Source organism: Parageobacillus sp. NEAU-HV-2 (assembly GCF_059115485.1).
The window spans coordinates 18,798-41,283 of the sequence record NZ_JBXUJJ010000007.1 but is presented as its reverse complement, the minus strand read 5'-3'; the positions used below and the strand labels follow the sequence as shown (position 1 = coordinate 41,283).

General features: G+C 43.9%; 23 protein-coding genes. 1 reads left to right on the top strand and 22 read right to left on the bottom strand.

Translation table 11 applies throughout. The features are described from left to right. Positions 1–18 precede the first annotated feature (18 nt). The 19 genes from AC1WMD_RS12220 to AC1WMD_RS12130 form a co-directional block, all read right to left on the bottom strand. Positions 19–174, bottom strand: a complete 156-nt coding sequence (locus tag AC1WMD_RS12220) for a CxxH/CxxC protein (protein WP_494257411.1) — start codon at positions 172–174, stop codon at positions 19–21. 70 nt (positions 175–244) lie between these two features. Continuing rightward, entirely contained in the window at positions 245–1,462 is a 1,218-nt protein-coding gene (locus AC1WMD_RS12215; protein ID WP_494257409.1) for a S1C family serine protease, read from the bottom strand. A gap of 103 nt (positions 1,463–1,565) precedes the next feature. Next, a complete protein-coding gene (locus AC1WMD_RS12210; protein WP_494257408.1) occupies positions 1,566–2,360 on the bottom strand; it encodes an MBL fold metallo-hydrolase in 795 nt (264 codons plus the stop codon). 6 nt (positions 2,361–2,366) lie between these two features. After that, a complete protein-coding gene (locus AC1WMD_RS12205; RefSeq protein ID WP_043906360.1) occupies positions 2,367–3,149 on the bottom strand; it encodes a two-component system regulatory protein YycI in 783 nt (260 codons plus the stop codon). Beyond that, positions 3,136–4,473: a YycH family regulatory protein gene (locus tag AC1WMD_RS12200; RefSeq protein WP_043906361.1), complete on the bottom strand. Its 1,338-nt coding sequence runs from the start codon at positions 4,471–4,473 to the stop codon at positions 3,136–3,138. Before AC1WMD_RS12200 ends, AC1WMD_RS12205 begins: the two co-directional genes overlap by 14 nt. After that, a complete protein-coding gene (gene walK / locus AC1WMD_RS12195; protein ID WP_043906362.1) occupies positions 4,466–6,292 on the bottom strand; it encodes a cell wall metabolism sensor histidine kinase WalK in 1,827 nt (608 codons plus the stop codon). Before walK ends, AC1WMD_RS12200 begins: the two co-directional genes overlap by 8 nt. Positions 6,293–6,301: 9 nt before the next feature. Continuing rightward, entirely contained in the window at positions 6,302–7,009 is a 708-nt protein-coding gene (yycF, locus tag AC1WMD_RS12190) for a response regulator YycF (RefSeq protein ID WP_043906363.1), read from the bottom strand. 172 nt (positions 7,010–7,181) lie between these two features. Further along, positions 7,182–8,468, bottom strand: a complete 1,287-nt coding sequence (locus AC1WMD_RS12185; protein ID WP_043906364.1) for an adenylosuccinate synthase — start codon at positions 8,466–8,468, stop codon at positions 7,182–7,184. Between the two features lie 173 nt (positions 8,469–8,641). After that, on the bottom strand, positions 8,642–10,006 hold the full coding sequence (dnaB, locus tag AC1WMD_RS12180; RefSeq protein WP_043906365.1) for a replicative DNA helicase: 1,365 nt from the start codon (positions 10,004–10,006) through the stop codon (positions 8,642–8,644). A 152-nt stretch (positions 10,007–10,158) separates the two neighbouring features. Beyond that, positions 10,159–10,608: a 50S ribosomal protein L9 gene (gene rplI, locus AC1WMD_RS12175; protein WP_043906366.1), complete on the bottom strand. Its 450-nt coding sequence runs from the start codon at positions 10,606–10,608 to the stop codon at positions 10,159–10,161. Further along, positions 10,605–12,581, bottom strand: a complete 1,977-nt coding sequence (locus AC1WMD_RS12170; RefSeq protein ID WP_494257405.1) for a DHH family phosphoesterase — start codon at positions 12,579–12,581, stop codon at positions 10,605–10,607. The genes rplI and AC1WMD_RS12170 overlap by 4 nt, the downstream gene beginning before the upstream one ends. A 46-nt stretch (positions 12,582–12,627) precedes the next feature. Beyond that, entirely contained in the window at positions 12,628–13,554 is a 927-nt protein-coding gene (locus AC1WMD_RS12165; RefSeq protein WP_494257403.1) for a YybS family protein, read from the bottom strand. A 71-nt stretch (positions 13,555–13,625) separates the two neighbouring features. Beyond that, complete coding sequence (gene rpsR / locus AC1WMD_RS12160) at positions 13,626–13,862, bottom strand: 30S ribosomal protein S18 (RefSeq protein WP_013401907.1); 237 nt, start codon at positions 13,860–13,862, stop codon at positions 13,626–13,628. Between the two features lie 58 nt (positions 13,863–13,920). Further along, positions 13,921–14,415: a single-stranded DNA-binding protein gene (ssb, locus tag AC1WMD_RS12155; protein ID WP_043906369.1), complete on the bottom strand. Its 495-nt coding sequence runs from the start codon at positions 14,413–14,415 to the stop codon at positions 13,921–13,923. Between the two features lie 28 nt (positions 14,416–14,443). Continuing rightward, positions 14,444–14,731, bottom strand: coding sequence for a 30S ribosomal protein S6 (gene rpsF / locus AC1WMD_RS12150; RefSeq protein ID WP_043906370.1), 288 nt, complete (start codon positions 14,729–14,731; stop codon positions 14,444–14,446). A gap of 108 nt (positions 14,732–14,839) precedes the next feature. Next, complete coding sequence (gene ychF / locus AC1WMD_RS12145; RefSeq protein WP_494257401.1) at positions 14,840–15,940, bottom strand: redox-regulated ATPase YchF; 1,101 nt, start codon at positions 15,938–15,940, stop codon at positions 14,840–14,842. Between the two features lie 80 nt (positions 15,941–16,020). Beyond that, entirely contained in the window at positions 16,021–18,033 is a 2,013-nt protein-coding gene (locus AC1WMD_RS12140; protein WP_494257399.1) for a molybdopterin-dependent oxidoreductase, read from the bottom strand. Positions 18,034–18,076: 43 nt separating this feature from the next. Continuing rightward, positions 18,077–18,274, bottom strand: coding sequence for a DUF951 domain-containing protein (locus AC1WMD_RS12135; protein ID WP_491144659.1), 198 nt, complete (start codon positions 18,272–18,274; stop codon positions 18,077–18,079). 21 nt (positions 18,275–18,295) lie between these two features. After that, positions 18,296–19,189 (bottom strand): mechanosensitive ion channel family protein, encoded by an 894-nt coding sequence (locus tag AC1WMD_RS12130; protein ID WP_043906374.1) that lies wholly within the window; start codon positions 19,187–19,189, stop codon positions 18,296–18,298. Between the two features lie 170 nt (positions 19,190–19,359). Between AC1WMD_RS12130 and yyaC the strand changes: the two genes are divergently transcribed. Continuing rightward, positions 19,360–19,983: a spore protease YyaC gene (yyaC, locus tag AC1WMD_RS12125; protein ID WP_043906375.1), complete on the top strand. Its 624-nt coding sequence runs from the start codon at positions 19,360–19,362 to the stop codon at positions 19,981–19,983. A 55-nt stretch (positions 19,984–20,038) separates the two neighbouring features. Here yyaC and AC1WMD_RS12120 read toward each other — a convergent pair whose 3' ends face one another. Genes AC1WMD_RS12120 through AC1WMD_RS12110 form a run of 3 tightly spaced genes read right to left on the bottom strand, consistent with a single transcriptional unit; the run spans position 20,039 to position 22,408 of the window. Next, complete coding sequence (locus tag AC1WMD_RS12120; RefSeq protein WP_043906376.1) at positions 20,039–20,740, bottom strand: DUF554 domain-containing protein; 702 nt, start codon at positions 20,738–20,740, stop codon at positions 20,039–20,041. Positions 20,741–20,793: 53 nt separating this feature from the next. After that, positions 20,794–21,654 (bottom strand): ParB/RepB/Spo0J family partition protein, encoded by an 861-nt coding sequence (locus AC1WMD_RS12115; protein WP_043906377.1) that lies wholly within the window; start codon positions 21,652–21,654, stop codon positions 20,794–20,796. Further along, positions 21,647–22,408 carry a ParA family protein gene (locus AC1WMD_RS12110; protein WP_043906378.1) on the bottom strand — a complete coding sequence of 254 codons (762 nt, stop codon included), beginning with the start codon at positions 22,406–22,408 and terminating at the stop codon, positions 21,647–21,649. The genes AC1WMD_RS12115 and AC1WMD_RS12110 overlap by 8 nt, the downstream gene beginning before the upstream one ends. Between the last annotated feature and the right edge of the window lie 78 nt (positions 22,409–22,486).

The window sequence follows — 22,486 nt, the reverse complement described above, 5'->3', positions numbered from 1 at the left end:
ACATATTGTGTAAAAACATTAGTTCCCCACTATATATACAGCCTTATTTTTGCAAAAATCACACGATTGACTGGAGTTATCCACACCGATCAATGAAACATTTGGCGCTTGCTCCGTTTCATCCACATACATATCAATAGCCATATCCACATGTTCTTCACAGCAAAGAAACATCGGTCTCACTCCTTTTATCCAGTTGTGGAAAAAGAAGAAGGAGCGTGATCCGCTCCTTTTCATTTCTAAATTAAAAAGATTCTTTCGCCAGCTTCATCGTCACCGTACGTTTTTCCCCGTCACGATAGAACGTGACTTTCATTTCATCGCCAATCGATTTTTTCGTATACAAATATTTACGTAAGTCTAATACATTACGAATTTTATAGTCATCTAGGGCAACGATAACATCAAACTGCTGTAATCCCGCTTGTGCCGCTGGCGACATCGGCACGACTTGAATGACCGCCGCCCCTTCCGTGACATGTTTCGGCAAGTGCAGCGTTGCTTGTAAATGATATGAAGAAATGTCGCTTAAGGAACGAAGCTCTACCCCCATATATGGCCGACGCACCTGCCCGTACTTTTCCAAATCGGAAATGATCGGAATCGCTGTATTGATTGGAATGGCAAAGCCGATGCCTTCGACTGACTCTTGGGCAATTTTCATTGAGTTGATGCCAATAACCTGCCCTTCGACATTGACTAAAGCGCCGCCGCTGTTGCCTGGGTTAATCGCTGCATCTGTTTGCAATACTTCGGCATTCCAATCAGGTGCGCCATCTTGATCCAAATCAACTTCCACCGTCCGATTTGTTCCTGAAATAATTCCTTGGGTCACTGAACCGGCAAATTGCAAGCCGAGCGGGTTGCCAATCGCAATGACCGGTTCCCCGGGTTTCAAGGTATCAGAATTGCCGAACTCCGCCACTTTTTTCACATGCTCCGCATCGATTTCCAGTACCGCTAAATCCATTAACACGTCGCTTCCGAGCAATTTTGCCGGCACCCTTGTTCCGTCCTTTAAGCTTACTTCCAATTGGCTAGCATTCTCTACAACGTGATGGTTAGTGACGATAAATGCCTTGTCATTTTCCTTTTTATAAATGACGCCCGAGCCGACACCAGCTTCGCCCTCCTGCGACCAAAAACTCGCTTCTTGAATATTGACAATGCCAACGACAGCGTCTGACACTTTATCAATCGCCTTCGTTACTCCGCTTGTCACATCAACAGAAACGTTTTGCTGTACAGAAGGTGTTTTGGCTGTTTCCTTATTTGGCGCTTGCCCACTTTCTTTTGGGGCAATATCATAAGGAAGCACGTCCCACCGTGAAAGAGCCGGAATAGAGATCACTACTAAAAACGCCCCTAACATAGCGCCCACTAACGCAGAAACAAACCAGCCTCCACGTCTCCTTTTTTGAATTTGACGGTACTGCTCATAATGGTCATCATAGTATCCCATGCGTATCAACCCTTTCCGATAGGCTGTCCATTCCTCATTATAATCATGAACAAGCAGAAAAATCCATTATAAGCACGTTTATCTATTTTCGACAAAGCGAAAGTCATACATACACTAGCGCCGTTGCTTTTTTCGGATCGGTATCATATAAATCAAACTGACCGCCGGCCTCTAGCCCTTTATTTGCCAACACTTGTGCTACTGTCATCCGCGCTAATTCTTTTATATTATTATCTTGACTTAGATGGGCCAAATAAATTCGCTTTGTACGGTCGCCAATGACATCAGCTAACGCCAGCCCTGCCTCTTCGTTCGAAATATGCCCGACATCGCTTAAAATGCGGCGTTTGACATTCCACGGATATTTTCCCATCCGTAGCATTTCGACATCATGGTTGCTTTCAAAAATAAAGACATCGGCATTTTCAATCGTCCCTTTCATCCGGTCACTGACATACCCGGTATCTGTCATTAGCGCCAGCTTTTTTCCTTCATGATGGAATACGTAAAACATCGGTTCGGCTGCATCATGCGATACACCAAACGATTCCACATCCAAGTCGCTAAACGACTGCACTTTTCCTGATGGAAAAATAAACTTTTGCTCGGTGGGGATTTCGCCAATCATTCCCTCCATTGCTTTCCACGTTTTTTCGTTCGCATAAATAGGCAAGCGGTACTTGCGGGCAATCACGCCCAACCCCTTAATATGATCGCTATGTTCATGGGTGACTAACACAGCGGTGATGTCCTGCAGCTGGCGGTCGATTTGCGCAAATAATTGTTCTAATTGTTTGCCGCTTAAACCTGCGTCAACAAGGAGCCGCTGCCGCTCTGTTTCTATATAAAATGCATTTCCTGTGCTGCCGCTTGCTAAGACACTAAACTGCATCCCCATTATTTCTCACTCCAAAACATTCTCCTCATCGTTAATAATTTGTCCTTCAAAGGCGTTAACAAAATAATCTTCTTTCCCGTCTACGACAATGTGCCACGTTGGCGTTAATACTTGTGAGGCGGTAAACTGCACAAGGCCATAGTATCCCAGCTCTACCGAGGTAACGCGGTCTCCCGGCTCCAAGTATCCCTTTTTATATAACGTTTCGATGGCCTTAATAGCAGGAACAATGTCTTGCTTTCTTTCATATTTTTGTAACTCGTCTAACATCGTTTGCTCATAGGATACCGCTTCGTTGCGCTCATTGACATGTATTAACAACTTGCTGTTTTCATTGTTATAAATGATTTTGCCATCGTACATCTGATAGCAAATGACCGTATTCGATTTTTCATCAAACGCCCAAAACGTATATTTTTGGCCGTCAATAATATGTCGCTGCAAAAATTCCTTCAACCGGTACGGATCCTTAAAATTAAGCGATATCGGATGAACGAATGCTCCTTTTAACTCTTTATCATCCTGTACCGTGACTTTTTGCCCTGACAATTTTTTTATTTCTTCTTTCGTAAACTCCTTGCTTTTGCCGCTCACATAAGCCGCCTTTGTGATTTCTTTCGGCAGTTCGACGTAGGTGATGCCGTTTGCCTGCAATTGCTCTTCAATGGTTGTTTCCAAAATGACGTCCAACTGGCTGCTATTCCGCTTTTCCATAAACTGATAACCTAAAAAACAATCGAGGATTAGGAACGTAATAATGAAAATCGTCTTTGTTTTACTCCAATCCATTTACGTTCCCACCTCTTTTTTCACGATCCTGATCATCCACGGGCACCTTCTTCCACGTCTGGCCGTACAAGTAAAACCATGATGGCTCTAAAATAATCACTTTTTCACGTTCCGGATCTTTCACAAGCTCATAACCGACTGTAATATCTTTGACTAGCCCCTTTCTAAATCCTTTGACCTTTTCGAGCTTTTCGATCACTTCATGGCCGGATAATAGCGTTCTTGGCACATTGACGAGATCGTAAATTTCTAAACGAAACAGAGGCCGCTGATATGTCACAAGTTGGCTATATCCCCATGTTTGGGTAATTTCGGACATGCCGTATTCGTTAAACACGGGACGGCCGTTAATCGTAAGGCGGAATACAACTTTCCGTTCCTCCTCATCCCATCTTGCAAAATGATATATATCGGTCCAGCCGCCATGTTCGTTGACAAAATCAATGCTTTTTTCGATTAAATTCCCATTTTGCTCGTTTCCTTCATTGTTCTTCACCTGCGCCGCCGGATTGACGTACAGCAGCATTCGCTGCAGAAAATCGACGTCCATTAGCCGCGATCCATCTGTATATTCTTCGCCAAATGTAATTAAATCTTTTTTTACAAAACTTGGATCACTAAACAATGCCTCTTTAAATTTATCAGGGTCGAGCTCGTCCGTATAATACTGCAGGCGATCCATTACCACTTCTTTTTCGGGCAAATAAATTTGCTTCGTTTCACTAACGGCATAAGGGAAATAACGCGGATGGCGATCGATTTCCGCGGTTAGCTTGTTTACTTCCGATAATACAACGTCGCTTGCCAGCGCCTTGTACACTTTCCGCTTTTCCGTAGAAATAAAATAAACAGGGAGCTCATTTTTGTTCGCGAATGGAATCACGATGCGGTCAAAATAGTGATTTTTTATCCCTTTATCTTTAATTTGCAAAATGGACCGGTACACATCCATGGGGATGCTATCGGGATAAACGAGCTCTATTCTTTGTTTATCATCTAAAAACGATAAAAATTTTCCGATTGGAATCGTCGAAGAAATATCTTCAAAATCATCGATCGTCCATTTTTTTATTTCTTTTAAAATCTCATTTCTTTCCTCATCCTTGATAATTCCATAATGGGCATTATGTTTATGAATCAATATTTGCGAAGGCTGGACGATCATCGCTGTATCTACTTGAGTGTTGCTGACGGAAACATGCTGAATGTATTCGTCATTTTGCAACACATCGTATTTTGGATGGTATGTCCATAATCCGAACGTTAAAATAATGCTTACAAGCACTAAAGAGGTTAACACAATCGTCTTTACCGTTTCATACATCGTACCAGTCATCCTTTTGATCACGTTCTAGCGGTAAAGTAAAGAAAATCGTTGTTCCTTTATGCTCCTTACTTTCCGCCCAAATCGTTCCCCCATGGGCAACGACGACTTCTTTCGCAATCGCCAGCCCGAGTCCAGTACCACCAAGTTTGCGAGATCTTGCTTTATCGACACGATAAAACCGTTCAAACACTTTCGCCAAGTCCGCTTTCGGAATGCCGACCCCTTCATCGCTAACGCTGACAATAATTTCATCGGCAAGCTCTCTGACGCGAAACGTAATCGTTCCGCCTTGAGGAGAATATTTGATCGCATTGGAAATAATATTGTCTAACACTTGTGTAATTTTATCTTCATCCACTTCAATAAAAATGGCTTCCCGTGGAATTTTGCGCACAAATTTAATATTTTCTTTTTTCGTTAATTCAAAGCGATCAATCACTTTATGAAAGTACGCGGAAAAATTGATCCATGATTTTTTCAGCTTATAATCTTTACTGTCGAGTTTAGAAAGTTGCAATAAGTCGTTGACTAAGCGGATCATCCGTTCCGTTTCGTTTTGCACTACTTGAATAAATCGCGGAGCGATCTCCTTATCTTGCCAAGTCCCTTCCGCCAATGCTTCCAAATAGCTTTTCATCGTTGTTAGCGGCGTGCGAAGCTCATGGGAAACATTCGCAACAAATTGCCTCCGTTCCCGATCGATTTTTTCCTGCTCAGTAATATCATGCAAAACAACAATCAATCCGTTCACAAACCCGGTCCCTTTTTGAATAACCGATAATGAAGCTCGCAAAATATATAATTCCTCATCGGTGCTGAAGTCTAAAATGAGCGAGTCGCGTTCCTCAAGCAATGTTTCAAATGTGTATTGATCACCGATTCCAAGCACGTCAATAATGGAGCTCGACAGCACTGTTTCACGTGAAACATTCAAGATGTTCAAGGCAGCGTCATTAATAAGGATCACCCTGCCGCGGCGATCCGTCGCGATCACCCCGTCGGTCATATGCGTCAATACCGACTCCAGCTTGCGCCGCTCCCCTTCCGTTGTCGCCTGCGCTTCCTGCAGCTTTTTCGTTAAATTGTTGAACGTCATCGCCAATTGCCCGATTTCATCGTAACCGTAAATTTTTACTTTACGCGAGAAATCGCCTTTTGTCATTGCCAGCGCCTGCTTGCGCATGTCGGAAATCGGACGGGTGATCGTGCGTGACAAAAAAATACCGAGCACAGCAGTGATGGCGAGAGCAATCCCGGTCCCTGTCGCTAAAATTGTATTGATTTGCCTCATTTGTGAAAATACATTTTCCATCGAAGCAATGATGTAAATAACTCCCTTTACTTCACCGTCCGATTTAATCGGTGTAGAAGAAATATATATGCGATGCCCCTTCGGGTCGAGATGCATACTGTCAACTATTTCTCCCGTTACAAGCGAGCGCTTTACATAAATTTCTGTTGTTCGCTTTCCTACAATATTTTGCATATAAGGGTTGGATGTTGCCAACACTTTGCCTTTGTCATCAATGACGCGCACTTCTGAAATATCCTGGGAAACAAAATCGTGAAGAAGGGAGCGAATATCTTCTTCCAACGTTGGACTTTTTGCGTCTCTTTCTTTACTGATCGCCTGCTCCACATTGTACGCCAGGAGCGTAACCCGTTCATTCAAGGAATTTTTGAAGCTTTGCACTAGCTCTGTTTCTAGCTTTCTGACAAAATACACACCAATGATTTGCATCGCGATCAGAATCAATAAAACATATATAATAACAAATTTAAAATGGATCGAACGAAATGGACCTACTTTTTTCATCTGCTTTCGCTACTCCTGTTCTGGGTTGCGTAAATAATAGCCGACTCCCCGACGCGTCACAATCCATGACGGATGTGATGGATTATCTTCAATTTTTTCACGAAGACGACGCACCGTGACATCGACCGTACGAACGTCGCCGTAATAATCATATCCCCATACCGTTTGCAACAGGTGTTCCCTTGTCATCACTTGTCCAATATGTTTAGCTAAATAATGAAGCAATTCAAACTCTCGATGCGTTAATTCAATCGTTTCCCCTCGTTTTAACACGATATAGGCATCAGGACGAATGACAAGCGAGCCAATGATGATCTCGTTTGTATCACTCGCTTCCTCCTGGGCCGCCGTTTGTGAATGGCGGCGTAAATTCGCCTTTACCCGCGCTAGCAATTCTCTTGTACTGAACGGCTTCGTGACATAGTCATCTGCCCCTAATTCCAAACCAAGCACTTTATCAATCTCGGAATCTTTTGCGGTTAACATAATAATCGGCATATCGTATTTTTTCCGCACTTCCCGACAAACTTCCATTCCGTCTTTTTGCGGAAGCATAATATCTAGCAAAATAAGGTCAGGCATGACTTCCTCGACTTTTTGCAATGCTTCTTCGCCATCGTATGCACAAATCACTTCATATCCTTCTTTTTGTAAGTTAAATTGCAAAATATCCGCAATCGGCTTTTCGTCATCAACAACCAAAATCCGCTTTTCCATCTTCTTCACATCCTTTCTTTACGATGGAATTCAAAATAGATTTATCATTATTAATTTATCATGTTATCAAAATGAAATCACTCATAACCGTTTGCCATTTAAAGGAGAAACAAAAAGAAAAGCATAGATACATCGCTGCATCTACGCTTTTTCTATCATTATACTACATATTTTACGCATATACGCTGCGAACCACGTTTGTTTGCGAACGATCCGGGCCGACAGAGAAAATCGACAGCGGAATCCCTGTCAACTGCGAAATGCGTTCGACATAATGGCGGGCGTTCGCTGGAAGCTCATTCAAACTGCGCACCCCTGTAATATCTTCAGACCAGCCTGGCAGTTCCTCATAAATTGGCTCACATTCCGCTAATACTTTTAAGCTGGCTGGGAACTCTTCCAATACTTTTCCCTTATAACGGTAGGCAACGCATATTTTCAGCGTTTCAATTCCTGTCAATACGTCAATCGAATTGAGCGATAAATCGGTAATACCGCTGACGCGACGCGCATGGCGGACAACCACGCTGTCAAACCAGCCGACGCGGCGCGGGCGGCCCGTAGTTGTTCCATATTCGCGCCCGACCTCGCGGATGCGGTCACCGATTTCATCATGCAATTCGGTCGGGAACGGACCGTCGCCGACACGGGTCGTATATGCTTTCGCCACGCCGACGACATGGTTAATTTTCGTTGGCCCAACTCCGGCGCCGATCGTTACACCGCCAGCAACCGGATTCGAGGAAGTAACAAACGGGTACGTTCCTTGGTCAATATCCAGCATGACGCCTTGCGCCCCTTCAAAAAGAACGCGACGTCCTTCGTCAAGCGCGTTGTTTAAAACAACGGACGTATCGCAAACATATTTTGCAATTTGCTGCCCATACTCATAATACTCTTCGAAAATATCTTCTAATTTGAATCCTTCCACGCCGTACACTTTTTCAAAAAGCACATTTTTCTCTTGCAAATTGCGTGTCAATTTTTCTTCAAACACTTCACGATCCAATAAATCGACGATGCGAATGCCGATGCGCGCCGCTTTATCCATGTAGGCTGGCCCGATTCCTTTTTTCGTCGTGCCGATTTTGTTCGCGCCTTTCCGCTCTTCTTCGAGTTCATCCAGTTTTAAATGGTATGGCAAAATGACGTGGGCACGGTTGCTGATGCGTAAATTATCGGTAGAAATACCGCGATCATGCAAATATTTCAGCTCTGCCACTAACGCTTTCGGGTCAACGACCATTCCGTTGCCGATCACGCAAATTTTATCTTTATAAAAAATACCGGACGGAATTAAATGCAATTTATATTTCTCTCCGTTAAAGACAATCGTATGTCCGGCATTGTTTCCGCCTTGATATCTCGCAATAACTTCCGCGTTTTCTGATAAAAAGTCGGTAATTTTTCCTTTTCCTTCATCGCCCCATTGTGTCCCGACAACGACGACTGACGACATGGCGAGCACCTCCACTTTAACTCGATATAAACATTGTAAGTGTAGCAATTTTTATCAGGAAAGTCAAGAAAACACGAACGTTGTTGTTTATTAACATTTAATTTATTCGCATTTTAAAAGCACTGTCCAATAAAATGAAGAAGGTGTCAGTAAAAAATGACACCTTCTTTTCGTTACGCCCCTGGCGGAATTTGGGCATCATCAAAACGGCGTTCCAAATTGACGAACTTATTATATTCTTTAATAAATGCAAGCTGCACTGTCCCAACTGGGCCATTGCGCTGTTTAGCAATAATAATCTCAATAATATTTTTATTCTCCGAATCTTTATTGTAATAGTCATCGCGGTATAAAAAGGCGACAATGTCTGCATCTTGCTCGATGCTCCCCGATTCGCGGATATCGGACATCATCGGCCGTTTATCTTGGCGCTGCTCGACGCTTCGCGACAACTGGGATAACGCGATCACCGGCACTTCTAATTCACGGGCTAACGCCTTTAAAGAGCGGGAGATTTCCGACACTTCCTGCTGACGGTTTTCTCTGTTTCTACCGCTTCCTTGAATAAGCTGCAAGTAGTCGATCACTACCATGCCAAGGCCACTTTCTTGCTTTAGGCGACGGCATTTGGCGCGAATATCGCTGACGCGGATGCTTGGCGTATCATCAATATAAATGCCGGCGTTCGATAAACTTCCCATCGCCATCGTTAGCTTGCCCCAGTCTTCCGGAGTCAGTTTTCCCGTCCGCAAATTTTGCGCGTTAATATTTCCTTCCGCGCATAACATCCGCATCACTAATTGCTGGGCGCTCATTTCCAAACTAAAAATCGCGACGTTTTCATTCGCTTTTGTCGCTACGTTTTGCGCAATATTTAAGGCAAATGCCGTTTTTCCTACGGAAGGACGAGCCGCGACAATAATAAAATCGCTGCGCTGAAATCCCGACGTCATGCGGTCGAGCTCGGTAAATCCGGTCGGGATCCCCGTTACTTCGCCTTTTCGGTTATGAAGCATTTCAATATTATCATACGTCTGCACAAGAACGTCTTTAATATTTTTAAACGTTCCCGAATGTTTCCGCTGCGAAATCTCCATGATTTTCTGCTCTGCTTCGTCAAGCAAAACGTCCACTTCATCTTCTCTTGTGTAGCCGTCTTGCGCGATCGATGTAGCGGTGCGAATCAAGCGGCGCAGTACCGATTTTTCTTCCACGATGCGCGCATAATATTCCACGTTGGCCGCTGTCGGCACTGAATCGGCAAGCTCACTTAAATACGAGACGCCGCCGACTTCTTCCAGTTGCTGCGTATCGGCAAGCTCAGCCGTCACTGTAACTAAATCGACTGGTTCTCCTTTGTCGGCGACACGGAGCATCGCATGGAAAATTTTTTGATGGGCAGCGCGATAAAAATCTTCCGGAATTAAAATTTCCGAGGCTAGCGTTAAAGCGGAAGGATCAAGAAATACGGCGCCTAGCACAGCTTGTTCCGCTTCAATGCTTTGCGGAGGAATCCGTTCCGAAAATAGTTCGCTCATGTCTTTCACCACCTTTTCCCCCGTTTTTCCTGTCATAAGAAAAATGTGATTATATGGGGAAAACTCCCCATAAAATCACATTTATTCTCATGTATCATATACTGCTTCCCTTTCCGTTGAAAACGAAACAGAATTGGTCAACGATTACACCGTTATTTCTGTTCTGTCACGTGCACCTTTAATGTCGCTGTAACTTCCGGGTGTAGTTTCACAGGCACATTCGTGTATCCTAGGGAACGAATAGCATCCTCGAGTTCGATTTTGCGCTTATCGATTTTGATATTGTGCTGAGATTGCAGCGCTTCGGCAATTTGCTTGCTTGTAATCGATCCGAATAAACGGCCGCCTTCTCCGGCTTTCGCCGCTAATTGCACCGTAATTTGTTCCAGCTGTTCTTTCAACTGCTTTGCCTTTGCCAACTCCTCTTCCGCCTGCCGCTGTTCTTTCCGTTTTTGCGCTTCTAGCGCTTTTATGTTTGCCGGTGTTGCTTCAATGGCAAGCCCATGTTTAAAAAGGAAATTGTTTGCGTATCCGTCAGCGACGTTTTTAATTTCCCCTTTTTTCCCTTTTCCTTTGACATCTTTTAGAAAAATCACTTTCATGACGGTTTACCTCCTCCTAAATACTCATCAATCGCGGCACGCAATTGCCGTTCCGCCTCCTCGATGGTTATATCGGAAAGCTGGGCGGCAGCATTCGTTAAATGCCCACCGCCTCCTAAGCGTTCCATAATCAATTGCACATTGATGTCTCCTAACGAACGGGCGCTAATGCCAATCGTTTGATCGGCCCGCTTCGAGATTACAAACGAAGCGACAACACCGCTTAAAGTAAGCAGCGTATCCGCCGCCTGCGCAATCAACACTTGATCATATGTTTCGTTTGGGTCTCCTTTGGCGATAGCGATGCCCCTTGGATCAATGGATGCATTTTCAATCATTTTCGCCCGTTTGACGTAATTGGTGATGCTCTCTTTCAACAATTTTTGCACTAATACGGTATCCGCGCCTTGCGCGCGTAAATAAGAAGCGGCGTCAAACGTCCGCGAGCCGGTGCGAAGCGTAAAGCTTTTTGTATCGACGACAATTCCCGCGAGAAGCGCCGTTGCCTCGAGCATTGTCAACTTCACCCGTTTTGGCTGATATTCCAATAACTCCGTCACCAGCTCAGAAGTGGAAGACGCATATGGTTCCATATAGACGAGAATCGGCGCATCAATAAACTCTTCGCCACGGCGATGATGGTCAATGACGACAATATGGTCGGTGCGATACAATAATCTTTCTTCGATTACTAAAGAAGGGCGGTGCGTATCGACGACAATTAGCAGCGTATCTTCCGTCACTAACTCCAGCGCTTGCTCCGGCTTAATACACCTTGACCATAGCTCTGAATGTTTTTTTAATTCTTCTATTAAGCGTTGGGCCCCAGCATCCGTTTTTGCTGTATCAACCACGATAAATCCTTCTTTTTGATTAGACTGGGCGACTTTTAAAATTCCGATCGCGGCGCCAAGCGCGTCCATATCCGGATATTTATGCCCCATAATCAGCACTTTGTCGCTTTCCGCAATTAACTCTCTAAGCGCATGGGAAATGACACGGGCGCGAACCCTTGTACGTTTTTCCATTGGATTCGTCTTGCCACCGTAAAATTTTACTTTTCCGTTTCCTTGTTTAATAGCCACTTGGTCGCCGCCGCGGCCCAATGCTAAATCTAAACCGGATTGGGCTAACGCCCCTAATTCTGGAAGCGACGATACACCAGTACCAACCCCAATACTTAATGTCAGCTGGACGTTATGTTTCATCGTCTGTTCGCGAACTTCATCCAAAATCGAAAACTTGCTTTTTTCCAATTGTTCGAGAATATGCTCATTAAGGACGGCGATAAACCGATCCGAAGAGGTGCGTTTCAAAAATATGCCATAATCATTGGCCCATTGATTCAATATTGATGTCACATGACTGTTCATCTGGCTTTTTGCCTGATCATCCATTCCTTGTGTAATTTCGTCGTAATTGTCAAGGAAAATAATTGCCAATACTAACCGTTCCGCTTCATATCGTTTTTGCAGCTCCACTTGTTCTGTAACATCGAAGAAGTAAAGAAGCTTCTCTTCCCGACGAATGACGACTTTAAATTGTTTTCCATGGATATCGATAATTTCTTCATTTGTCTGCCCCTGTTTTACAAAAGCGACCAATGAATCGGCAAGATCATATAACGTATAACCGACTAATGTCTGCTCTTTAAAACAGGAGGCTAAAAATTGATTCGCCCATTCCACCTCATAGTCATCATTAATCAACATAATGCCAATCGGCATTCCCATTAATGCTTCTTCGCCGACTTTTTTAATTCGATACGACAAATTAGAAATATATTGTTCCAACTCCGCATATAATGATCGTTGTGAATGGATTACATAATAAAGCACAAATCCAAGGAGCAACAAGCTGACTATCCCTAAAATCCATTGAAAATAAAGCAAACAGATGGCACACGCAGCCGACAACGCAATAAAGATGTACAAGGGATACCGATACAGTTTCCTTTCATAAAAATGAGACATTCAAGTCAGCTCCTACACCGAAAAAATAATCTACCTTATCTAATAATTATATGCGTTTTCGCAAATCAAATCCTAAATCAATTATACCTAATATTGCGATAAGATAAAGTAGAAAAGGCAGGAATAAGCATAAGACCGTTCCGCCAATGACCATCCCTTTTGGAATATTCTTTTCATTCGCGACATGATATAAAAAGGAAAACCCTTGCACCATCAAAAGCAGCTGCAATACATAATATACGTTTAAAATAGCGATATAGGCAAACGTTCCTTTTTCTAATGGGATAAAAGATAGGGCAATTACCAATACATAAACCCATAATAAACTTTTTGGCAACGTTACATCCCGAAACGGTGGCCACGTGCCGACCGGCAGCTTTAATCGTTTTAAAATCGGAACAGAGACAATGATCGTTATGTAAGCAAACAAAAAAGCAGCGATGACAAACAAGGTAGGTATGACATATTTTATAAGCTCGAATCCTTGATTAAATTGTTCCTGCAATTGTTTTGGCGGCTCCTGTCCCATCCCCTTCATCATTTGCATCGCAGTGTCAAATGATTGGCGAAATGCTGAGAGCGTTTCCTGAATGATATCCGTCTGCAAAAATTTTACGGAGATGGCATAATCGATGACGATGTTAATAAGAAATATAAGCGCGCTGATCAGTAAAATCATATAACGGCTTTTATTTTTGGCAAGCATTACCCCAATCGCAATCCCTGCTGTTCCAAACATCAACGCCACCGGCAAGGAAAACAGCGAGCCAATCAACATAGAAATAATCAGCGAAGCAGCAAGCAAAAGCAATGCATAAGCATAACCATGCCTTATCGTAAAAATAATAAACGGAAGCGCCAAAAACAATGTCGCAATTACTCCAATAAGCGGCACGTATAAAGCAATTAAAAATAACACTGCAAACAAGGCTAACTGAATAGCCGCCTCCGTGATCATATATGTTTTGCGCAACAATCGTTCCCCCTTCCTGTAACTATAAATAGAAAAAGCAGTAAGGACCATCCCCCTTACTGCTTTTTTTCTTATTCGTCTGCTACATATGGCAATAATGCCATTTGCCGAGCACGTTTAATTGCAACCGTCAATTTGCGTTGATATTTTGCGCTTGTTCCTGTTACACGGCGAGGTAAAATTTTGCCGCGTTCGGAAATGAATTTTTTCAACAAGTCGACGTCTTTATAGTCAATATGCGTAATTCCGTTCGCTGTGAAATAGCATACTTTCCGACGTTTTGCACGTCCGCCTTTGCGTCCTGCCATTTCATATCCTCCTTTCCTTTTTTCCTTTATCCGGCCAAAAACCTTTTGCTTTTTTCAACTAAAACGGCAGATCATCATCCGAAATATCGATCGGCTGACCGTCGTTGGCAAAAGGATCTTCATCTATGCGACTAAAATCTCTTTCATTCGGATTGCGATGGTTCTGATCTGGTCCAAATGGGAATGGCTCCCCATAGTAGCCGCCTGTTGCCGTCCCACGCTGTTCTGTGCTACTTTTCGGTTCAAGAAATTGGACGCTATCAGCAACCACTTCCGTTACATATACACGTCTTCCATCTTGACCTTCATAGCTGCGGGTTTGTAAACGGCCGTCAACTCCGGCTAAACTTCCTTTTTTTAAGAAATTCGCGACATTCTCCGCTTGGCGCCGCCAAACGACACAGTTAATAAAATCTGCTTCCCGCTCGCCTTGCTGGTTGGTAAACGGGCGGTTGACAGCGAGCGTAAACGTAGCAACAGCCACCCCACTTGGAGTATAGCGTAATTCCGGATCTCTCGTTAATCTTCCGACGAGAATTACGCGGTTAATCATCAGAACCACCTCTTAACATGGAAAAAAATTATTCTTCTTCTTTAACAACGATATGACGGATAATATCTTCGCTGATTCGCGCTAAACGGTCAAACTCTTGCACCGCTTTTGGCTCAGACACGACATTAAGAATCATGTAATGGCCGTCACGGTATTTTTTAATTTCATATGCTAAGCGGCGTTTGCCCCAATCCGTCACATTTGTAATTTCCGCACCATTTTCTTTTAAAATAGTATTGAAACGTTCTACTACAGCTTGTCTTGCTTCTTCGTCCATATTCGGGCGGATGATGTACATGATTTCGTATTTTCTCACGTTCGTCACCTCCTTTTGGTCTAAACGGCCCTTTCGATCAAGGGCAAGGAGCAATAAAACATTACTCACGTTTTTTGATTATATCATGGCGAGAAAGGATAAGCAATATTAAACATTAAAGCGGAAATAAATAATATCGCCATCCTGCACTTCGTAGTCTTTTCCTTCGAGGCGGATTTTTCCAGCTTCGCGCGCTGCTGCCATCGAGCCTGCTGCCACTAAATCTTCGTATGAAACCGTTTCGGCGCGAATAAACCCGCGTTCAAAATCAGAGTGAATAATTCCTGCGCACTCCGGTGCCTTCATGCCTTTACGGAACGTCCAGGCGCGCACTTCTTGTTCCCCTGCGGTGAAAAATGTCGCCAAGCCAAGCAAGCTGTACGATGCGCGAATTAATTGGTCGAGTCCTGATTGTTCAATGCCGAGCTCTTGTAAAAACAGCTCTTTTTCCTCATCGTCCAATTGCGCGATTTCCTCTTCAATTTTTGCGCACACGACAATGACTTCCGCATTGTCGCTTTTCGCAAATTCGCGAACTTGCTGCACAAACGGATTGCCGTTTGGGTCCGCCACGTCTTCTTCACCGACGTTAGCTACATATAACATTGGTTTAATCGTTAATAAATGAAGCTGCTTTACCACTTTCATTTCTTCTTCTGTAAAGGAAAGGGTGCGCGCCGGTTTTCCAGCCTCAAAGGTTTCTTTTAAGCGCAATAAAATATCATATTCAAAAGCGGCATCCTTATCTTTTTGTTTGGCGATTTTGCCGACGCGGTCGATCCGTTTATCCACCGTTTCTAAGTCAGCGAAAATCAGCTCTAAATTAATCGTTTCAATATCGGCAAGCGGATCGACTTTTCCCGCTACATGGGTGATATTTTCATCCGTAAAGCAGCGGACAACTTGGCAGATCGCATCGACTTGGCGAATGTGCGATAAAAATTTATTGCCAAGCCCTTCTCCTTTGCTTGCTCCTTTGACGATGCCAGCGATATCGGTAAACTCGAACACTGTCGGTACGGTGCGCTTCGGCTTGAACATTTCCATCAACACTTTTAGCCGCTCATCCGGCACTTCGACAATGCCGACGTTTGGTTCAATTGTACAGAAAGGATAATTGGCAGACTCTGCTCCTGCCTTCGTAATCGCATTAAATAGCGTCGATTTGCCGACGTTTGGCAACCCGACGATTCCAGCTGTCAATCCCATACATTCCACTCCCTTTTTTCCCGGTCGCATCTTTCCTCATTATAGTGACTTCAAAAGAAAATGACAAGCGCCTTTGCGCGCTAGTCATTTTCCACCTTTTCGATATTGACTAAACAGTCGTATAAAGTGCTGCCGCGCCCATTGTCCGATTCGCGGTCCGATGTTAACACATTGACCGCACCACCAAATTTCGCCCATTGCCCTTCATCAATATTGATGGTTTTTGGATGGGCTTTGGCAAGGATTTTTACTGTTCCTATTAATTCGCCGCGATCATTGAACACCCTTGCCTTGTCCCCTTCTGACAATCCTTTTTCTTTTGCAACATCTTTTGCCACTTCAATTTTCAGCGCCTGAATGGCCTCGACAAGATGATAATGCTGCGAATGATTGGAGCGAAGCGGGTGAATCGTCAACAAACGGTACGGATATTTTTTCGCTAATAACGGATTCGTTATTTCCGACTCGGCTGGATACATGATTTGCAGTTTGCCGTTCATTCCTTTTTGCTTCGCTAACGCGGAAGTGAACTCATATTTGCCGCTTGGCGTTTGAAAGCGGTAGTCACTCCATGGCACAGGATGAACCGGAAGAAGCAGATGCTTTTCCTTTTTCAGCCGCTCGAGCGTGATGCCGTATCGTTCCAACGGCTTTAACCCCATTTTTAAAAACTCTTCCCTTGTATAAGCAAAATCAGCGCCAAAACCAAGCCGTTTTGCCAGCTCCATCCATATCCAAAGATCGGATTTTGCCTCGCCCGGCGGTTCGACGAGCTTTGGCCCATAGTTGACATAAGCGTGGTACATAGATGAGTAATAAATGTCTTCTTCCTCGAATACCGTCGTTACCGGAAATACATAATCAGCCATTTCGGCGGTATCGGTCATAAATTGTTCGAATACAACGATCGTATCCACGGACTGGAACGCCTTTTTCACTAAGTTCGTGTTCGGCACTTGTGTGAGCGGATTGCCGCATGTCACAATAATCATTTTAATATCCGGGTTTGTCGCCTGCAAAATGCCTTCCGCCTGCTTCATCATCGTAAACGTGCGGGAAGCTTTTTTTCGCTCTGGAAGGGCAAGCGCGGCAATATCAAAACATTGACCGACTTGCAGATTGCCAAAGTTCGCCCCTCCTCCCGGAATGCCAACGTTGCCGCTTATCGCCACCAGCGCGTCAATCCAGCGGATCGTATTGCCGCCGTTTGCGTATCGCTGCATGCCAAGCCCCAAATAAGTAGCAGTTGGGCGATTTCCGTAAATCTTCGCCAGTTCAGTGATCACATCGCGATTTACTTCAGTAAGCCGCTCAATTTTTTCTATCGTTATGCTTTCCAGTACCGCCGCGGCATCGGCAAACCCAACGGTATGCTGTTCAATAAATGTGCGGTCTTCCAAACCTAGGCGCAGCATTTCTTTGATAATTCCCATGGCCAAAAATGCATCCATTCCTGGCTTTACGGATACATACATATCGGCGATTTGCGCCGTTTGCTGGAACAGCGGATCAATGACAATGATTTTTGTCCCTCGTTTTTTTGCGGCGAGAAGATGCTGAAATAAATGCATATTCGTCCGCGCCACATTTCGTCCCCAAATAACAACGTGGCGGCTGTTTTGAATATCTTCTGGAGCGTGGCTATACGAATTGCCAAAATCCCATGTTTGCGCTTCAATGCCGGAGCCCCAGCATAAGCTTCCCGTCAGTTCGGTTACACCGCCGTAGCAGTTAAAAAAGCGCTGATCCAAATTTTTCAACAATCCGTTATTGGCGTAATCATGGCTGTGGAGCACCGCGGTCGTGCCATACCGTTCCTTGATTTCCCACATTTTTTCCGCTACTTCATCGAGCGCTTGCTCCCATGAAATACGGAGAAACTGACCATTAACCTTTTTTAACGGATACAAAAGGCGCTCGCTCGAATTCGTCCGCTCTTTGAGCATACGGCCGCGGGAGCAAATTTTCCCTTGCGTAATCGGATGTGTTTCGTCCCCGTCCACTTTTTCCACTTTTCCATCTTGAATGGTCACTTTTAATCCGCACACATCCCAGCAGTTTAATGGACATGATGTGATGCGTGTTGCCCCCATGGCTCTCCTCTCCTTTTCCGTTATAGAAAGAGCATGAGGGAAACTACCCCTCATGCTTTACCAACACTTTTTTTAGCTTTCTAACAAACTCTTTGCGCGGAAGAAGCACACTATGGGCGCAGCCTTCGCATTTGATGCGGATATCGGCGCCTAAACGGATCACTTTCCAGCGGTTCGTGCCGCACGGGTGCGGCTTTTTCATTTCTACGATATCATATAATCCAAATTCTTTATTTTCCATTGGCTCCCCCCTGCCTTTTACCTAGGCGTTTTCTTTTGTTTGCTGAACAGGTTGTTTTTCTTGCTCATTGCGATTATGAAGAACGAGACGTGGATATGGAATTTCGATTCCCTTTTCATCTAAATGCATTTTTACCTCTTTTCGAATCGCTCTTGCTACAGAAACATGACGCATCGGTTTCGTTTCGCAGACGATGCGCAGCACTACTTCAGAACTAGCTAAATTTTGCACGCCCAACAATTCCGGCGGAGCGATCATATCTTCATATTTTGCCGGCAATTGCGGCAGCAGTTCGCGAATCGCTTCTTCTACTTTTTCAATATCCTCTTCATACGCAATGCTCACATCGACTACAGCAACGCTATTGTTGAGAGAGTAGTTGGTCACTTGCGTAATGCTTCCGTTTGGCAAAATGTGAATTTCTCCTGTCCAGCTTTTAATTTTCGTTACCCGCAAACCGATTGCCTCTACATATCCTTCAAAATTGCCGATGCGCACATAGTCTCCTACCGCAAACTGATCTTCAAAAATGATAAAAAATCCGGTAATGATATCCTTTACTAAACTTTGCGCGCCAAAACCGACAGCAAGTCCGACAATTCCGGCGCCCGCCAAAATCGCTTGTACTTTCGCGCCCAACGTATCTAAAATCATAATCAACGCAATAAAATATAGTACGTACTTAATCACATTATCGAGGAGCCTTAACAATGTTGCTTCCCGTCGCTCGGAAATGCGGAGCGGCGCCTTTTGCCGCACTTTGAAAATATTATGGACAGCTACTCTCAACACTTTTTTGGCAACGGCGCATAACACTAAAATCAAAATGATTTTTAATGTTCCTGCCCCTAAATTGACCCAAAACTCCTCATTTGTGACAAATCCAAACAACCGATCTTTTTTTACTATATCCAATGTTGTCTACACCTCTGCATCATTTTTCGCTTTATATCACTATTTATTTTAACAAGATTATCAATCAATTTGTACTAATAAACATATAAAACAAGACACCTATATGTATATAACGTTCGTTTTTTCCGTATACTGTTAATACTTTGAATGGAAAACCGGGAGTGAATCGAATGAACATACCATCTATTTTTTTCTCTTCGAAAGATGATAAGGAACGTATTTTTCATGATGAGCATGGGGCTTCAACATTCATTGCACTGCGGCTTGTTTCATTGCTTCCTGACCCGTTATCGCAGCCTGTTGCCATTGTTTGCATCGGCACAGACCGTTCGACAGGAGATTCGCTTGGGCCGCTTGTTGGCACCATGTTAAAAGAAAAACATCTTTCCCACTTTCACGTATATGGAACGTTGGAAGAGCCGATCCATGCTGTCAATCTGGAAGAAAAAATCAACGCTATTCGTTCCATCCATCATGACGCATTTATGATTGCCATCGATGCCTGTCTAGGACGGCTGAAAAGCGTCGGCGCGATCACGATCGCAAAAGGCCCGGTACGGCCTGGAGCCGGGGTCAATAAGCAGCTCCCCCCTGTCGGCGATATCCATATTACAGGAGTAGTCAATGTCAGCGGCTTTATGGAATTTTTCGTTTTGCAAAACACCCGCCTCCATCTCGTGATGAACATGGCGAAAACGATTGCCAACGGCATTTATGAAGCCGATCGGCAATTAAGCCGAAAAGAGTTTTTGACGAATACAGCATTTGCTAAAGATCATCGTCGCCCATTGTAGCCATTTATAACCAATCCCCTCTTTGTTGCGATAAACAAGAAGGGGGTTGTTTTTTTCAAAAAAAGTAAAGAATGGAAACAGCAAAAGCAGTAACGATAATGCTAGGCAGTAGATTGGCCACCCGTATGTTTGTAATGCCGAGCATATTCAAACCAATCGCCATAATTAAAATTCCTCCTGTCGCTGTCGATTCGGCAATAAATGAATCGATAATTTCTTTTGGCACCCATCGTTCAATTTGGGTAGCGAGCAGCGCGATGCCTCCTTCATAAATCATGACAGGAATCGCGGAAAAAATAACGCCAATTCCAAGCGTTGTCGTTAAAATAATGCTGGCAAAGCCGTCCAAAATCGATTTCGTATACAGGACGCGATGGTCTCCGCGCAATCCGCTGTCAAGCGCGCCGACAATCGCCATGGCGCCGATGACAAATAACAAAGTGGCACTGACAAACCCCTTTGCAATATTTCCTTGTTGATTCCCTCCCACCTTTTTCTCAACCCATTCGCCAAGCTGATTCAGTTTTTTATCCCAATCCCATATTTCGCCCAGCACGCCGCCGAGGACAAGGCTGAAAATAACAATAAGAAACTGTTCGCTTTTTATCCCCATTTGAATTCCGAGCAGTGCTACCGCAAGACCGATTCCTCCCATCACCGTTGCCTTTAACCGCTCAGGAATACGGTGAAATAGCTTCCCTAACAACGACCCAATTGCAATGCATATCCCGTTGACAATAGTTCCTAACAGTACCATGACGCGTTTCCTCCTAATAAAAAAAATAAACCACCATAATATGATGGCTCGCTTTATTCATCCAATCTTACATCCAATAACTCTAGTATTCTTTCTAAATCTTCCGAGGAAAAAAACTCGATTTCGATCTTCCCCTTTTTTCTCGTTTGCTTAATCGTTACATTCGTTCCTAGCTTCTCCCGTAATAATGACTCGCTTTCCTTCAAAAAAACGCTTTTTTCCACCGGTTTTCGTTTTAATGTTTCACGTGGAACATTTTGATTGATTTGTTGAATGAGTTTCTCCAATTGACGGACATTCAGCTGTTCGCGAATCACGCGCTCAACAACGGATTTCATCTTATTTTTCTGCTTTAATCCTAACAGAGCCCGGCCGTGCCCCATCGACAGCGTTCCATTAACAATCAGTTTTTGTATATCCTTCGGCAACGACAATAAGCGCAGATGGTTGGCGATATGGGGCCTGCTTTTCCCCAAGCGGTTGGCAATTTCTTCTTGGGTAAGCTGCAGCTTTTCCATTAGCATTTTATACGCCGCTGCCTCTTCAATCGGGTTTAAATCTTCTCGCTGCAAATTTTCTAATAAAGCAAATTCCATCATTTGCTGGTCGGTTAGTTCGCGCACGACGACCGGAACAGTTTGTAAATTCGCTTCTTTGGCAGCACGATACCGCCGTTCCCCCACGACGATTTCAAACCCTTTTATCGTCTTGCGGACGATCAGCGGCTGCAGTATTCCGTGCTGCAAAATCGACTGCTTTAATTCTTCAATCGCTTCCGGCTGAAACGTTTTTCTTGGCTGGTAAGGATTCGGATGAAGATCGTGAATGCTTACTTCTCGAATAGTTTCCTCTTTTCCCGCTAACGCCAAATGGGAAAACAGCGCATCAATACCTTTGCCGAGACCTTTAGCCACGCTCTAGCACCTCCTTTGCCAATTCTAAATACACTTCCGCTCCCCGCGACTTTACGTCGTACAAAATAATTGGTTTTCCGTGGCTTGGCGCTTCGCTCAACCGGACATTTCGCGGGATAATCGTGTTATATACTTTTTCGCGGAAGTATTTTTTTACCTCCTGAATGACTTGAATGCCTAAATTCGTACGGGCGTCTAGCATCGTTAACAAAACGCCTTCAAGATGCAAATTATGATTTAAATGTTTTTGTACAAGCCGGATTGTGTTTAGTAGCTGGCTCAGTCCCTCAAGCGCATAATATTCGCATTGTACAGGGATAAGAACGGAATTCGCCGCCGTTAATGCGTTTAGCGTTAATAATCCCAATGAAGGAGGGCAATCGATAATAATAAAGTCGTATATTTCCCGTAAAGGCTCAAGCGCATTTTTTAAGCGGATTTCGCGGGAAATGACCGATACAAGCTCAATTTCTGCTCCTGCCAGTTGAATAGTCGCCGGAATGATATGTAAATTTTCAATATCGGTTGGTCTTATGACATCTTTCGCTTTTAAATCACCGATAATGACATTATAAATGCATTCATCGACATCCCCTTTTTCAATTCCGATCCCACTTGTTGCATTGCCCTGCGGGTCGATATCTACTAATAATACTTTTTTTCCAATATGCGCTAAACAAGCAGCTAAATTAACCGCTGTCGTCGTTTTTCCGACTCCGCCTTTCTGGTTTGCAATTGCAATTACTTTGCCCACGATGCCACCTACCTCTAATTCGTACTCATATTGTCTATTTTATCATGAAACAAGTAAAATGAACTTGTTTTCTGTTTG

Coding starts and splice junctions, on each gene's coding strand:
- AC1WMD_RS12220 (WP_494257411.1), bottom strand. CDS start 174: ATGTTTCTTTGCTGTGAAGAACATGTGGATATGGCTATTGATATGTAT.
- AC1WMD_RS12215 (WP_494257409.1), bottom strand. CDS start 1,462: ATGGGATACTATGATGACCATTATGAGCAGTACCGTCAAATTCAAAAA.
- AC1WMD_RS12210 (WP_494257408.1), bottom strand. CDS start 2,360: ATGGGGATGCAGTTTAGTGTCTTAGCAAGCGGCAGCACAGGAAATGCA.
- AC1WMD_RS12205 (WP_043906360.1), bottom strand. CDS start 3,149: ATGGATTGGAGTAAAACAAAGACGATTTTCATTATTACGTTCCTAATC.
- AC1WMD_RS12200 (WP_043906361.1), bottom strand. CDS start 4,473: ATGTATGAAACGGTAAAGACGATTGTGTTAACCTCTTTAGTGCTTGTA.
- walK (WP_043906362.1), bottom strand. CDS start 6,292: ATGAAAAAAGTAGGTCCATTTCGTTCGATCCATTTTAAATTTGTTATT.
- yycF (WP_043906363.1), bottom strand. CDS start 7,009: ATGGAAAAGCGGATTTTGGTTGTTGATGACGAAAAGCCGATTGCGGAT.
- AC1WMD_RS12185 (WP_043906364.1), bottom strand. CDS start 8,468: ATGTCGTCAGTCGTCGTTGTCGGGACACAATGGGGCGATGAAGGAAAA.
- dnaB (WP_043906365.1), bottom strand. CDS start 10,006: ATGAGCGAACTATTTTCGGAACGGATTCCTCCGCAAAGCATTGAAGCG.
- rplI (WP_043906366.1), bottom strand. CDS start 10,608: ATGAAAGTGATTTTTCTAAAAGATGTCAAAGGAAAAGGGAAAAAAGGG.
- AC1WMD_RS12170 (WP_494257405.1), bottom strand. CDS start 12,581: ATGTCTCATTTTTATGAAAGGAAACTGTATCGGTATCCCTTGTACATC.
- rpsR (WP_013401907.1), bottom strand. CDS start 13,862: ATGGCAGGACGCAAAGGCGGACGTGCAAAACGTCGGAAAGTATGCTAT.
- ssb (WP_043906369.1), bottom strand. CDS start 14,415: ATGATTAACCGCGTAATTCTCGTCGGAAGATTAACGAGAGATCCGGAA.
- ychF (WP_494257401.1), bottom strand. CDS start 15,940: ATGGGATTGACAGCTGGAATCGTCGGGTTGCCAAACGTCGGCAAATCG.
- AC1WMD_RS12140 (WP_494257399.1), bottom strand. CDS start 18,033: ATGGGGGCAACACGCATCACATCATGTCCATTAAACTGCTGGGATGTG.
- AC1WMD_RS12135 (WP_491144659.1), bottom strand. CDS start 18,274: ATGGAAAATAAAGAATTTGGATTATATGATATCGTAGAAATGAAAAAG.
- yyaC (WP_043906375.1), top strand. CDS start 19,360: ATGAACATACCATCTATTTTTTTCTCTTCGAAAGATGATAAGGAACGT.
- AC1WMD_RS12120 (WP_043906376.1), bottom strand. CDS start 20,740: ATGGTACTGTTAGGAACTATTGTCAACGGGATATGCATTGCAATTGGG.